At 68.8% G+C, this 13,335-nt stretch carries 15 protein-coding genes and 1 riboswitch; of the genes, 11 read left to right on the top strand and 4 right to left on the bottom strand.

Annotated features, from left to right (window positions below; all coding sequences use genetic code 11):
• The first annotated feature begins 64 nt into the window (after positions 1–64).
• Genes Aple_RS49060 through Aple_RS49045 form a run of 4 tightly spaced genes read left to right on the top strand, consistent with a single transcriptional unit; the run spans position 65 to position 3,969 of the window.
• Complete coding sequence (locus Aple_RS49060) at positions 65–1,006, top strand: ABC transporter permease (RefSeq protein WP_155351679.1); 942 nt, start codon at positions 65–67, stop codon at positions 1,004–1,006.
• Positions 999–1,916, top strand: a complete 918-nt coding sequence (locus tag Aple_RS49055; RefSeq protein WP_155351678.1) for an ABC transporter permease — start codon at positions 999–1,001, stop codon at positions 1,914–1,916. Before Aple_RS49060 ends, Aple_RS49055 begins: the two co-directional genes overlap by 8 nt.
• A 12-nt stretch (positions 1,917–1,928) precedes the next feature.
• Positions 1,929–2,969 (top strand): ABC transporter ATP-binding protein, encoded by a 1,041-nt coding sequence (locus Aple_RS49050; protein ID WP_155351677.1) that lies wholly within the window; start codon positions 1,929–1,931, stop codon positions 2,967–2,969.
• A complete protein-coding gene (locus tag Aple_RS49045; protein ID WP_155351676.1) occupies positions 2,953–3,969 on the top strand; it encodes an ABC transporter ATP-binding protein in 1,017 nt (338 codons plus the stop codon). The genes Aple_RS49050 and Aple_RS49045 overlap by 17 nt, the downstream gene beginning before the upstream one ends.
• A 51-nt stretch (positions 3,970–4,020) precedes the next feature.
• On the opposite strand, the gene Aple_RS49040 is transcribed toward Aple_RS49045, so the two are convergent.
• Both Aple_RS49040 and Aple_RS49035 read right to left on the bottom strand, forming a co-directional pair.
• Positions 4,021–4,320, bottom strand: coding sequence for a hypothetical protein (locus Aple_RS49040; RefSeq protein WP_155351675.1), 300 nt, complete (start codon positions 4,318–4,320; stop codon positions 4,021–4,023).
• Positions 4,321–4,485: 165 nt separating this feature from the next.
• Entirely contained in the window at positions 4,486–5,592 is a 1,107-nt protein-coding gene (locus tag Aple_RS49035) for a S8 family serine peptidase (protein ID WP_218038905.1), read from the bottom strand.
• Positions 5,593–5,744: 152 nt separating this feature from the next.
• Here Aple_RS49035 and Aple_RS49030 point away from each other — a divergent pair, with 152 nt between their 5' ends.
• From Aple_RS49030 to Aple_RS49020, 3 genes are read left to right on the top strand one after another with little or no spacing between them, the layout of a single operon-like run.
• Positions 5,745–5,999, top strand: coding sequence for a DUF3263 domain-containing protein (locus tag Aple_RS49030; RefSeq protein ID WP_246265517.1), 255 nt, complete (start codon positions 5,745–5,747; stop codon positions 5,997–5,999).
• A gap of 15 nt (positions 6,000–6,014) precedes the next feature.
• A complete protein-coding gene (otsB, locus tag Aple_RS49025) occupies positions 6,015–6,866 on the top strand; it encodes a trehalose-phosphatase (protein ID WP_155351673.1) in 852 nt (283 codons plus the stop codon).
• A gap of 10 nt (positions 6,867–6,876) precedes the next feature.
• Positions 6,877–7,455, top strand: coding sequence for a hypothetical protein (locus Aple_RS49020; RefSeq protein ID WP_155351672.1), 579 nt, complete (start codon positions 6,877–6,879; stop codon positions 7,453–7,455).
• On the opposite strand, the gene Aple_RS49015 is transcribed toward Aple_RS49020, so the two are convergent.
• Together Aple_RS49015 and Aple_RS49010 are read right to left on the bottom strand one after the other, a co-directional pair.
• Positions 7,433–8,596: an MFS transporter gene (locus Aple_RS49015; RefSeq protein WP_155351671.1), complete on the bottom strand. Its 1,164-nt coding sequence runs from the start codon at positions 8,594–8,596 to the stop codon at positions 7,433–7,435. The genes Aple_RS49020 and Aple_RS49015 overlap by 23 nt on opposite strands.
• A 41-nt stretch (positions 8,597–8,637) precedes the next feature.
• Positions 8,638–10,062, bottom strand: a complete 1,425-nt coding sequence (locus Aple_RS49010) for an alpha,alpha-trehalose-phosphate synthase (UDP-forming) (protein ID WP_246265514.1) — start codon at positions 10,060–10,062, stop codon at positions 8,638–8,640.
• 144 nt (positions 10,063–10,206) lie between these two features.
• On the opposite strand from Aple_RS49010, the gene Aple_RS49005 reads away from it, so the two are divergent.
• From Aple_RS49005 to Aple_RS48990, 4 genes are all read left to right on the top strand, one after another.
• Positions 10,207–10,767, top strand: a complete 561-nt coding sequence (locus Aple_RS49005; RefSeq protein ID WP_155351669.1) for an RNA polymerase sigma factor — start codon at positions 10,207–10,209, stop codon at positions 10,765–10,767.
• Positions 10,768–10,824: 57 nt separating this feature from the next.
• Positions 10,825–10,963: riboswitch (SAM riboswitch) on the top strand.
• Between the two features lie 14 nt (positions 10,964–10,977).
• Positions 10,978–12,222, top strand: a complete 1,245-nt coding sequence (gene thrC, locus Aple_RS49000; RefSeq protein WP_246265511.1) for a threonine synthase — start codon at positions 10,978–10,980, stop codon at positions 12,220–12,222.
• 31 nt (positions 12,223–12,253) lie between these two features.
• On the top strand, positions 12,254–12,529 hold the full coding sequence (locus Aple_RS48995; protein WP_155351667.1) for a MoaD/ThiS family protein: 276 nt from the start codon (positions 12,254–12,256) through the stop codon (positions 12,527–12,529).
• Positions 12,530–12,863: 334 nt separating this feature from the next.
• Positions 12,864–13,064: a cold-shock protein gene (locus Aple_RS48990; protein WP_030452168.1), complete on the top strand. Its 201-nt coding sequence runs from the start codon at positions 12,864–12,866 to the stop codon at positions 13,062–13,064.
• Positions 13,065–13,335: the final 271 nt, after the last annotated feature.

The raw sequence follows: 13,335 nt of genomic DNA, 5'->3' as shown, positions 1-13,335 counted from the left end.
TCACTCTTAAGGGCAGCCCGCTCGGTTGCAAGTGGGCTGCCCTTTGTCATGATCGGGAGACCGAATGGGCCGCTACGTTGTCAGGCGCCTGCTTCAGGCGATCCCTGTGCTGCTTGGCACCACGTTCCTCATTTTCGCAATCGTCTACGCGCTGCCGGGCGACCCCCTGCAGGCCCTGGCCGGTGACCGGCGCGTCGACCCCGTATTCGCCCAGACCATGCGGGAACTGTTCCATCTCAACGACCCGCTGATCGTCCGGTACGGCTACTACATCCGGGACATCTTCACCGGCGACTTCGGAACGACCTTCCGCGGCCTGCCCGTGTCGACCATCTTCGAGGGCAAATTCCAGGTCACCCTCAACCTCGCCCTGATGGCCCTGTTCATCGAGGCCGTCGTGGGCATCGGGCTCGGCCTCATCGCGGCGCTGCGCCGCGGCCGGTGGTCGGACACCGGCATCCTGGCCGTCACGCTGATGCTGGTCTCCATCCCCACCCTGGTGAGCGGCTTCCTGCTGCAGCTGCTCCTCGGCGTGCAGCTGAAGCTTTCGACCGGGATCGACTTCTTCCCGGTCACGGGCATCGCCGACGGCTGGCGTAGCTACCTCGTCCCGGGGGCGGTGCTGGCGGGCACGTCCATCGCGTACCTGACCCGGCTGACCAGAACCAGCCTGATGGAGACGCTGCGGTCGGACTATGTCAGGACCGCGATCGCCAAGGGCATGCCGCGGCGGCGGGTGCTCGGCAGGCACGCGCTGCGGAATTCGCTGATCCCGCTGGTCACCTATCTGGGCGCCGATCTCGGCACGCTGATGGGCGGCGCGGTCATCACCGAGACCATCTTCAACCTGCCCGGCATCGGCCAGCAGCTGTTCACCTCCGTCTACCTCCGGGAGAACTCGGTGGTGGTGGGGATTGTCACGGTCCTAGTGTTGATCTACATTCTGGCCAACCTGATCGTCGACCTGCTGTACGCCGTACTCGACCCCAGGATCCGCTATGAGTGACACGATCACGGCCTCCCCGGCCAAGGACGCCAAGCCGGAGAAGGCCAAGAAGCCCGCCAGTCTCTGGTCGGACGCGTGGTATGACCTGCGGCGCAGCAAGGTCTTCCTGTTCGGCGCGGCGCTGGTCCTGCTGCTGGTGATCGTCGCGGCGTTTCCCTCGCTGTTCTCGCCGATCAACGCCTTCGACCCGTCCACCTGCGATCTGACCAGGGCCCGGGACGGCCTCGACGGCACGCACTGGTTCGGCAGCGACAACCTGGGCTGTGACACCTACTCGCGGGTCATCTACGGCGCTCGCGTCTCGATCATTGTGGGCGTCGTCGCCACCATCGTCACCTCGCTGGTCGGTGGTGCGCTGGGGCTGCTCGCCGGGTTCTTCGGCAAGTGGACCGACGTGCTCCTGTCCCGGATCGCGGAGATTTTCTTCGCCATCCCGTCGATCCTCGGCGCGCTGCTCATCCTGGCCGTCATCGGCCGCGACAACGCGGGCATCGGCAGCGTGGTGCTGGCCCTGTCGCTGCTGGCCTGGCCGCTGGTGCTGCGCATCATGCGGGCCGCGGTGATCACCACCAAGAACCAGGACTTCGTGCTGGCCGCCAAGGCACTCGGGGCGGGACCGGTCCGGATCATGATCCGGCACATCCTGCCCAACGCGCTGACCCCGGTCATCGTGGTCACCACGATGAACCTGGGCGTGTTCATCGCCGCCGAGGCCGCGCTGTCGTTCCTCGGCGTCGGCATCCAGTCGCCGGACATCTCCTGGGGTCTGATGATCGCCGACGGCCGGAACCGGTTCCTGGAGGCGCCCGCGCCGCTGCTGTTCCCCGCGCTGTTCCTGAGCATCACCGTGCTGGCGTTCGTCATGCTCGGCGACGCCGTACGGGACGCGCTCGACCCGAAGCTTCGATAGGAGGTGCCAGAAGTGCAAAACCCATCCGTCGACACGCATCTGCTGCCCGCGGACACCCTCGGCACCGCCCCGTTGCTGGCGGTCGACAACCTGCACGTGGAGTTCGCGACCCGGCAGGGCGTGGCCCGCGCGGTCAACGGCGTCTCCTACGCGCTGAACGCCGGGGAGACGCTGGCCGTGCTGGGCGAGTCCGGTTCCGGCAAGTCGGTGACCGCTCAGGCGATCATGGGCATCCTGGACATGCCGCCCGCGCGCATCCCGAAGGGCGAGATCCGGTTTCGCGGCACCGACCTGCTCAAACTGTCGGAGAACGCCAGGAGCCAGATCCGCGGCCAGCAGATCGCGATGGTCTTCCAGGACGCGCTGTCGGCGCTCAACCCGGTGTTCACCGTGGGCTGGCAGATCGCCGAGATGTTCCGGGTGCACCGGGGCATGGGCAAGAAGGCCGCGTACGCCAAGGCGGTCGAGCTGATGGACCGGGTCCGCATCCCGGCCGCCCGGCAGCGCGTGAACGACTACCCGCACCAGTTCTCCGGCGGCATGCGGCAGCGCATCATGATCGCCATGTCCATCGCCCTGGACCCCGAGGTCCTGATCGCGGACGAGCCGACCACGGCGCTGGACGTCACCGTGCAGGCCCAGATCATGGAACTGCTGGCCGAGCTCCAGCGGGAGAGCAACATGGCCATGATCCTGATCACCCACGACCTCGGCGTGGTCGCCGACGTGGCCGACAAGATCGCGGTCATGTACGGCGGCCGCATCGTCGAGAACGCCCCCGTGCACGACGTCTACAAGACCCCGGCTCACCCCTACACCAAGGGCCTGCTGGAATCGATCCCCCGGGTCGACCAGAAGGGCCAGGACCTGTACGCGATCAAGGGCCTGCCGCCGAACCTGCTGGACATGCCCACCGGCTGCGCCTTCAACCCGCGCTGCCCGTACCGCCAGGACAACTGCGTGACCGACGTGCCCCCGCTGCACGAGATCAGCGGCACCCGCAGCAGCGCCTGCCACTACTGGAGGGAGGTCCTCGATGGCGTCGAAGGGTGAGCCCGTCCTTGAGGTCCGCGACCTGGTCAAACATTTCCCGCTGACCCAGGGCATCGTGATCAAGCGGCAGATCGGCGCGATCAAGGCGGTGGACGGGGTCTCGTTCGACCTGCACAGCGGCGAGACGCTGGGCATCGTGGGCGAGTCCGGCTGCGGCAAGTCCACGCTGGCCAAGCTGCTGATGGCGCTGGAGACCCCGACGTCGGGCACGGTCCGGGTGGCCGGGCAGGATCTGGCCCACGCGAAGGGCGCGGACCTGAAGCGGATCCGGCGCAACATCCAGATGGTGATGCAGGATCCGTACACCTCGCTGAACCCGCGGATGACCGTGGGCGACATCGTCGGGGAGCCGTTCGAGATCCACTCCGAGGTGGCGCCGAAGGGCGACCGGCAGAGGAAGGTGCAGGAGTTGCTGGATGTGGTGGGGCTCAATCCCGATCACATCAACCGGTATCCGCACCAGTTCTCCGGGGGCCAGCGGCAGCGCATCGGCATCGCCCGCGGGCTGGCGCTCCAGCCGGAGATCATCGTCTGTGACGAGCCGGTGTCGGCGCTGGACGTGTCGATCCAGGCGCAGGTGATCAACCTGCTGGAGCGGCTGCAGAACGAGTTCGATCTGGCCTACATCTTCATCGCGCACGACCTGTCGGTGGTCCGCCACATCTCGGACCGGGTCGCGGTGATGTACCTGGGCAAGATCGTGGAGATCGGCCGGGACACCGAGATCTACGACCGGCCGACCCATCCGTACACGCAGGCGCTGCTGTCGGCGGTGCCGGTGCCGGATCCGGAGGGGCGGGAGAGCCGGGAGCGGATCATCCTGCAGGGGGATCCGCCGTCGCCGGCCAATCCCCCGTCGGGGTGCCGGTTCAGGACCCGGTGCTGGAAGGCTCAGGAGATCTGCGCGGAGGAGGAGCCGCTGCTGCAGATCCGGCCGGGGGCCGACCATCCGAGCGCGTGCCACTTCGCCGAAGTGCACGACGTGGTGCACGCCAGCTGACACGGAAAGGGCCTCCACCACCTGGTGGAGGCCCTTTCGCGCTGGACTCGCTCAGCCCTTGAGGTCCTCGTCCGACAACCCGGGAAGGGCCTTCAGGACGTCACCCACGCCGTTGGTGACGCCGCTCAGGCTGTTGGTGAGGTCGTTCACGGTGCCGGTGAGCTGGTCGACCGGGTCGCTGCTGCCACCGAGCAGACCACCGATCAGGCCACCGCCACTGCCACCGAGCAGGCCGCCCAGCACGCCGACGATCGGGTCGTCGGCGGGCGCGGCGGCAGCCGAGGCGGCCGAGGCGGAGCCGAGAGCGAGCAGGCCGGCGCAGGCAGAGGTGACGAGAATGCGGCGGATCATATGTATTTCCCCCCGGAAGGAACCCGCTAACGGGTCACAGGATAATTACTCTATGTAATCACGCCTCGTTATACCCCTTCCCGGAAGGGCTAACATGACGGCAATTCATGTTCTGGCAATGATCGCGGGGCCGTAGTCAAACGGATCTTGGGCTGCCGGATACCCTCACCTGGTGACCGCCACCCGGGTCGCCAGCACCGCCACCACCAGCAGCAATCCGATGCCGATCAGCTCCCGGGACCGGTCGTGAGCCACGTTGAGCCGCCGGGGGGCGGCGGCCAGCGGGATCCGGTGCATCTGCTCCGCCGCCAGCAGCGCGCCCTCGGCGTTGGCGACGCCGTGCCCGTAGCCGGGGGCGGGGTGGCGCGCGCCCCGCTGGATGGCCTGCCGCACCTCCAGCGCGGTCAGCGCCGGGTGGCAGGACCTGACCAGTGCCGCGACCCCGGCCACGAACGCCGCCGCCGAGCTCGTGCCGTCGGCGACCAGGTAGGAGTCGTGGCCGTCCGCGCTCACGATCCCGGTCCCCGGCGCGACCACCGACAGGTAGTCGTGCCGGTTGGAGAACGGCGCGCGGCGCAGCCGCTCGTCCACCGCGCCGACCGCGATCACGCCCGGGTAGCCCGCGGGGAAGTTGCGCCGGTTGGCGCCCGCGCCGTCGTTGCCCGCCGACGCGATCACCACCACGCTCTTGCCGAGCGCGTAGCGGACCGCGTCCTCCTCCTCGGGGGAGCCTTCGTACGAGCCTTCCCCGCCGCCCAGGGACATGCTGATGACCTGGGCGCCGTGGTCCACCGCGTACCTGATGCCGCGGGCCACCGCCAGCCGGCCGCGGGCGACGGTCCGGGCGTCGGCGCGCTGCGGGTCGTCGTTCTCCAGGGTGACCCGCACCGACAGGATGCGGGCCTCCGGAGCCACCCCCAGCACGCCGAACGCCCGGCCCGGGCCATGGCCGCGGCCGGCGATCAGGCTGGCCATGGCCGTGCCGTGCCGCCCGAACCTGGTCCGGTCGGCCCCGGTCAGGTCGGGGCCCTGCGTCACCGCGCCGGCCAGGTCGGGATGGCGCGGGTCCACCCCGGTGTCCAGGACCGCCACGGTCACCCCGGCGCCCCGGCTGCGCTGCCAGGCCTCCTGGACGTCCATCGCGCGCAGCGGCCACTGGCGACCACGCGCGCTCTCGGCGAGCCCGTCCTTCGGCCCCGGTACGGCCGCCGCCCCCGTCACCAGGCAGGCGGCCAGACACGTGGGGAGCACCCCGAGCAGCAGCATCCTCATCGGCCGCTCCCTTGGATCTTGGGGCAACATTCTGGCACGCATCGGTGATTCAATCTGACGTTTCCGTGAACAGTCCGATACGTACGGTTATGGGTACTTGATCACCCCGGCCGCCGGGCTACGATGAGATCCCTTGCCCCGAGGGGGACATAGTGGACGAGCTATCCGAACGGGACCGGCAGATCCTCGAATTCGAGAACCAGCGATGGCGCTACCCCGGCGCCAAGGAACAGGCGATCAAGGACACCTTCGGCCTCTCCACCACCCGCTACTACCAGCTCCTGGGCGAGCTCATCGACCGCCCCGAGGCGCTGGCCGCCGATCCCGCCCTGGTCAACCGCCTGCTCCGGCTGCGCGGCAGCCGCCGCCGCGACCGGGCCGCCCGCCGTGCGGGCGATTCCGGCTAGGTACGTACGCTTGGCATGACGACAAGCACGACAGAGGGGAAAGCCGTGCGAGTGCTCACCGAGACCGGCGCGACGGGCCTGGCCGCCATCGCCGAGGATCCCGGGGGCGCGGTGATCGCCCTCGACTTCGACGGCACGCTCGCCCCGATCGTGTCCGACCCGTCGGCCGCCTGGATCCACCCGGCCGCGCCGGCCGCGCTCATCCGCCTGGCCGGGCAGGTCGCCCGGATCGCGATCATCACAGGCCGCCCGCCGAGCACCGCGCTCGCGCTGGGCGACACCCCGGAAGGGCCCGATCTGATCGACGTGCCCGGCCTGCTCATCCTCGGCCACTACGGCCTGGAACGCTGGGAGGGTGGCGAGACCGTCGCGCCCCCGCCGCCGTCCGGCCTCGATCTGGTACGCAACGAGCTCCCCGCCCTGCTCGCCACCCTGGCCGACGGGGTGAAGATCGAGGACAAGGGGCGGGCGGTAGCCGTGCACACCCGCAACTGCGCCGACCCCGACGCCACGCTGGAGGCGCTGCGGGAACCGGTGGCGCGGCTCGCCGAGCGGGCCGGGCTGGTCGTCGAACCCGGGCGTAAGGTGCTGGAGCTGCGCGGGCCCGGGATGGACAAGGGCCGCGCGCTGCACGCCCTGCTGGCCGAGACCGCCGCGCGTTCGGTCATGTTCGTCGGGGACGATCTGGGGGATCTGGCCGCTTTTGCCGCGGTCGCCGACTCCGGCCTTCCCGGGGTCCGGGTGTGCAGCGGCTCCAGTGAGGTCGCCGAGCTCACCGAGGTCTGCGACGTCGTCGTGGACGGGCCCGCCGGGGTGGTCGCCCTTCTCGAAACCCTCCACAAGTCGATTGCAAGCCGGGATCAGTAGCCTCCTCGGCATGCTGAAGCGAACGATTCTGTTAGTGGCGTGCGGTCTCGCGCTGGTGGCGGCGATTCCCGCCCCGGCTTCCGCCTCGTCCACCAAGCCGCTGCACCTGCGCAAGGGCCTGACCCTGACCATCCCGACGGCCTGGAAGGTCTACAAGGTCAGCCCCGACTGGACCCGCGTGGTCACCGGCTCCTGCCCGAAGCAGCGCGGTTTCCGCGACTCCGGCTGCCGGAGCTTCTGGGTGCTCGGCCCGGCCGCCATCAAGATCGGCCACGAGGGCTTCTCGCCGTACGAGCCGAGCCGCCCCTTCTACCCCGCCAGCGACGTCGGCCCCTGCGTCTACGACAAGAACCTGTGGACCGGCGAGTTCAAGCTGGCCGAGAAGGGCCTGCGCCAGATCGGCCCGGGCCACAAGGCGCACTACCGGGACTGGAAGGCCGCCTGCATGCACATCGGGCAGACCAAGTCCACCGTTAAGGGCTACTTCCACCAGCGCGAGTGGTTCCTGCCCAGCTCGAAGATCCTGATCGTGGACCAGTGGCGCACCCGGGGGCTCGCCACCATCCTCAAGCGGGCTGCCTGGAACTGAGCACCGCGCCGGTCGCGAGGCCGATCAGGACGGGGGCCATCAGGAACGCGGTGTGGGTGCCGAATCCGTCGCCGAGCGCGCCGAGCACGAGCGGCGAGGCTCCGGAGCCGAACCCCGCCCACACCGACGCCGCCCCCGACGCCTGGTCGGGCCGCCCGCCGGAGGCCTCGATCAGCCGGCTCAGCGCCATCGGGAACTGCAGCGCGATGCCCAGGCCGGTGAGCACCAGACCGGCGTACGCGACGGCGGTGATCGTGGTGGTCCAGAACACCGCCCAGCCGGTGAGGGCCACCAGCAGGGCGCCGACCAGCACCACGTCGACGCGGAAGCGCAGCGCGAGCTGGACCCCGGCGAGCCGGCCGAGGGCGACGCCGATCAGCATCGCGGTCAGCCCGGTCGTGGCGGAGGCGGCGCTCAGCCCGGTCCGCTGGGCCAGCAGCTCGGCCGCCCACATGTTGAACGCGAACTCCAGCGCCACGCAGCACAGCAGCACCCCGCCGGCCAGGTGGAAGCGCCGCCCGTAGGGAACGCGCGGCCCGTGCTGCTTCACGGGCGCGGGCGGGCGCTCGGGCACCCAGACCCGGAACATGGTCAGCGCCAGCAGCGCCGACAGGATGAGCGGCACGAACAGCGCCGACCGCCAGCCCAGCACCGTGCTCGCCAGCACGCTGAAGGCGTAGGAGGCCACGATGCCGGGGAGCACGCCGACCGCGTTGGCCTCGGCGATCGAGGCGGGGCCCGCCGCGCCGTGATGCTCGCTGAGCACGGCCATGGAGATGAACAGGGTGATCCCCGCCATGCCGGCGGCGATCGTGTAGCCGAGCAGGGTGACCGGCAGGACCTGGCCGAAGGCGACGATGAGCATGCCGACGTTCATGCCGACGATGCCCGTCCAGCAGGCGGCGCGGCGGCCGATCCTGGCCGTGATCGTGGGGATGGCCAGGCCGGTGATGATCGAGCCGATGGCCATGCCGGTGGCGTGCAGCCCGGCGACCGCCTGGGTGAGGCCGAGTTCGGCGCGCAGGAGCGGGATGGCGGCCGACAGGCCGTACAGGTAGGTGGAGAAGGTGGCGAGGATGAGATAGATCAGCCATGTCGGCCGGTCCCTGGTGAACGTGAGGGTCCGGCTGCTCGTTGTCACCAGTTGTTCCCCTGATTTAGTAAATAATCAGGACAAAAATATCAGGCGAGTGCGTGGAGCTGATCGGCGAACCAGCGCTGCGGCGGCAGGGCGGTCGCGGCCGCGCGCAGCCGTGTCGCCCGGGTCATCCGCTCCTGTTCCGGCATCACCAGCGCGTCGTGCAGGGCGGTCGCCGTGCCCGACACGTCGAACGGGTTGACCAGCAGCGCGTCCGCGCCGAGCTCGGCCGCCGCGCCCGCCTCCCGGGACAGCACCAGCGCGCACCGCGGGGACAGGATCGGCCCCTCCTTGGCGACCAGGTTCATGCCGTCCCTGATCGGATTGACCAGCAGCACGTCGGCCAGCCGGTAGGCGGCCAGCGAGCGCGGATAGTCGTCGTCCATGTTGAGGATCAGCGGATCCCAGTCGTCGGTCGCGTACTCGTCCTCGATCTCCTTGGCGCAGCGCTGCACGGCCGCCGTGTACTCCCGGTATTCCGGCAGATCGTGCCGGGACGGGTAGGCGAACGCCAGATGCACCACCTTGCCGTGCCATTCCGGATGCTCGGCCAGGAACTCCCGGTAGGCGGCCATGCCCCGGACGATGTTCTTGGACAGCTCGGTCCGGTCGATCCTGACGATCAGCCGCCGGTCGCCGACCTGCTCCTTGATCGCCTGCAGGTGAGACTCCACATCCGGCTCCGCGGCCCGCGCCCGCAGCGCGGGCCCGTCCACCCCGAGCGCGTGCACCCCGATGCGCGTGGTCCTGTCCTGATAGGCGACGGTACGGCCGGCGCGGTCCACGCGCGCGCCCAGGATCGTCTCGCAGCAGTCCATGAAGGCATCCGCCCAGCGCGCGGTCAGGAACCCCGCGTGATCCGCGCCCAGCAGGCCCTCCAGGATCTCTGCCCCCACCTCGTCCGGCAGCACCGAGAAGTAGTCCGGGGGCGCCCACGGCGTGTGCGAGAAGTGCGCGATCCGCAGGTCGGGGCGCTCCACCCGGAGCATCGCCGGGGCCAGGCTGAGGTGGTAGTCCTGGATCATCACCCGGGCCTCGTGGCCCGCCTCCTCGGCCAGGGCCAGCGCGAACGCGCCGTTGTAGTCCTGGTAGGACTCCCACTCCCGCTGGAACCTTCCATCGAAATGGGGGGTGAACGGGGTGTTGTAGAGCAGATGGCTGACGAACCAGAGCGTCGAGTTGGCCACCGCGTTATAGGCCCGATGAAAGACCGCCGGGGCGATGTCCAGCATGCGCAGCGGGCCGGTGTCGTAGCCGGCCTCGTCCAGGCGGCCGCCGGGCGCGAGCCGGACGGCGCTGCGGTCGCCGTCCGAGAGCGCGGCGCAGACCCACAGGAGCTCCGAATCCCTGGCCACCTCGGACAGGCCGGAGACCAGGCCGCCGCCGCCCCGGCGCATGGTGAGCGCGCCGTCCTCGGACAGCGTGAACGAGACGGGACCGCGGTTGGAGGCGATCAACGTTGAGCTCACTGCTGGCACACTCCACGATGCCGGAGACATTAATAAAGTCGGTCCTCAGCAATAGGATGTCAGGAAAACGCTCCGGCGCTCGATGCGGCCCGGCCTTGTCACGCCGGGGCTGCCCCGCTTGGGAGATCTTGGGAGCCGGTCGAGATGGCGCTGGACGAGACCACCGAGGAGCTGGCGACCGCGGCCGCCGGGGGCGATCATCGTGCGCTCGGGGCGCTGCTGAAGCGGATCGAGCCCGACGTGCTGCGGCACTGCGAGCGGCTGCTGCCCTACCGGCAGGACGCCGAGGAGGCGTGTCAGGACACGTTGCTGGCCGTGGCGCGCAACATCGGCAGGTTCGAGGGGCGGTCGCGGTTCAGCACCTGGCTGCACATCGTGACGGCCAACTGCGCGCGGACGACGTACCGGACGTTGAAGCGGCGGGCGGCTGAGCAGACCTCCGAGGAATTGCCCGAACATCGGCCCGACCCGCGCCGGGTGAGCGTGATCGCCGGATCCCGGCTGGATCTGCTGGACGCGATGGAGTCGCTGGAGCTGGAGAAGCCGGAACTGGCCGCCGCGCTGGTGCTGCGGGACATCGTGCAGCTCGACTACGCGGAGGTCGCCGAGCAGCTGGGCATCCCGCTGGGGACCGCCAAATCCCGCATCCACCAGGCCCGGAAGTACATCCAGTCCGCCCTGGGGGATGCTTATCTCGGCAAGTGAGACGTGGTCGAGCGTTGTCGGGGGTGCGATGTACAGTCTTTGGGACAACTGAATATTTGCTCATCCAGAGGGGTGGAGGGACCGGCCCTGCGAAGCCCCGGCAACCATTCCGATTGCACTCGTGACCTGGCGAGGCCGATCGGAACAGGTGCCAATTCCGGCCTGTGACCAGGGTGGTCGCAGGCGAAGATGAGGGAAAGGCCTCGCTTCATGGCGCTCAGCACCGACTTCGGACCCGCGACCGCTCTCTCCTGCCGCGAATGCGGAACCCGCTATGACATCGGCCCGAATTTCGCTTGTATCGAGTGTTTCGGGCCACTTGAGGTGGCGTACGAGTTCGGGACCGTGACCCGCGCGGACATCGAATCTGGACCGACCAATATTTGGCGGTACCGGAGCCTGCTCCCCGTCCCCGTCGATGTGGCGGCCAAGCCCAACATGCAGCCCGGCTGGACCAAGCTCGTCAAGGCCGACAACCTGGCCGGCGAGCTGGGCATGCGCTCCCTGTACGTGAAGGACGACTCCGGCAACCCCACCCACTCCTTCAAGGACCGGGTGGTGGCCATCGCCGTCGAGGCGGCCAGGAATTTCGGTTTCACCACGCTGTCCTGCTCGTCGACGGGCAACCTGGCGGGCGCGGTCGGCGCGGCCGCAGCCCGGGCCGGGTTGGATTCGTGCGTGTTCGTCCCCGCCAACCTGGAAGAGGCCAAGATCGTCGTGGCGTCGGTGTACGGCGGGCGGCTGGTCGGGATCGACGGGACCTACGACGAGGTCAACCGGTTCTGCTCGGAGCTCATCGGGGACTCGCTCGGGGAGAAGTGGGGCTTCGTCAACGTCAACCTGCGGCCGTACTACGCGGAGGGGTCCAAAACTCTGGCGTACGAGATAGCCGAGCAGCTGGGCTGGCGCATTCCCGACCAGATCGTCATCCCGGTCGCGTCCGGCTCGCAGCTGACCAAAATCGACAAGGGGTTCAAGGAGCTCATCCGGCTCGGCCTGGTCGAGGAGAAGGAGTACCGGATCTTCGCCGCGCAGGCCGAAGGGTGCTCGCCGGTGTCGACCGCGTACAAGGCCGGGCACGACGTGGTCCAGCCGGTCCGGCCGGACACCATCGCCAAGTCGCTGGCCATCGGGAACCCCGCCGACGGTCCGTACGTGCTGGACATCGCGCGGCGCACCGGCGGCGCCGTGGAGGACGTCACCGACCCCGAGATCGTGGCCGCCATCCGGCTGCTGGCCAGGACCGAGGGTGTGTTCGCGGAGACCGCCGGCGGCGTGGTCCTCGGCGTGACCCGCAAACTGGTGGAGAACGGCCAGCTCGACCCCGACGCGGAGACGGTGATCCTCAACACGGGCGAAGGCCTCAAGACCCTGGACGCCGTCTCGGACGAGGCCCGTCCGGCGGCGGTTATCCGCCCGTCCCTCGACGCATTTCGTACGGCTTTCGCCAACTAACTGATTCCGAACAACGAAAGAGGGCGGCCAAATGAGTGTTTCGGTGCGGATTCCGACGATTCTTCGGACGTACACCGGGGGCGCGTCGGAGGTGGCCGGAGAAGGCGGAACGCTCCGCGAGGTCCTGCTCAAGCTGGACGCGGACTACCCCGGCATCGGCGCCAGGATCCTCGATGAATCGGGCAAGATCCGGCGTTTTGTCAACGTCTACGTGGGGGAAGAGGACGTCCGATTCTCCGACGGACTGGAGACTTCGACGCCGGACGGGGTACAGATTTCGGTGATCCCGGCGGTCGCCGGGGGCTGACCTCGAACGTCCCCTGCACACCCACGCACTCCTACAGTGCGTGGGTGTTTCCGTGTTGACATGGGGTTCTATCGTTATCGAAGCTTAATCGGTGCTATGGCATATGGTGCATTTCGCGACTATGTAATCACAAATCCAAAATCCGGCCTTCTTGGAAGCGCGTTCAGCCGCAATCGAAGTGCGGATTGACTCTGTTGTCCCACCGCTTGCTACAGGTATGGTCGAGAACGATCGACGTGGCCGGAGAGAGCGTAATCCTTCCGGCTCGAAAGGTCACGGACCATGCGGTGGAATGGGCATGGTCCGTCGCCAGCCCAGCAAGAGGAGTCGGAAAGTGGCGCAGGGCACCGTCAAATGGTTTAACGCGGACAAGGGCTACGGCTTCATCGCGGTAGACGGTGGTAAGGACGTTTTCGTCCATTACTCGGCAATCATGATGGACGGCTACAAGGCCCTTGAGCAGGGCCAGCGAGTAGAGTTCGACATCACCCAGGGTCAGAAGGGCCCGCAGGCGGAGGCTGTCCGGACCGTCTGATCCAGGCAACGACGAGAGAGCCCGGGAGCCGCGTGGGGCGGCACCCGGGCTCTGTCTGTGCTTATGGCCGCGCCTTCGGCGCGGCGGGCTTGGCCGCCCCCAGCCTGCGTCTTCCCTCGTCACTCCGGGCCGCTTCGCGACCCTGCGTTCCTCAGTCCAGACACAGTCGCGGCCAAGCCGGGACATACGACTTACGGCGCGGAGATTGCCGGGGTGGCGTGGTCACCACGGAGCCGGCGGGGTCGGGCGGAGCCCGAGGGGAATCAAAGGG

This window comes from Acrocarpospora pleiomorpha, from assembly GCF_009687885.1.
In the GTDB taxonomy this organism is placed as follows: domain Bacteria; phylum Actinomycetota; class Actinomycetes; order Streptosporangiales; family Streptosporangiaceae; genus Acrocarpospora; species Acrocarpospora pleiomorpha.
Note: the sequence above shows the minus strand (reverse complement) of the source record. Positions and strands in the feature narration are given on the sequence as shown.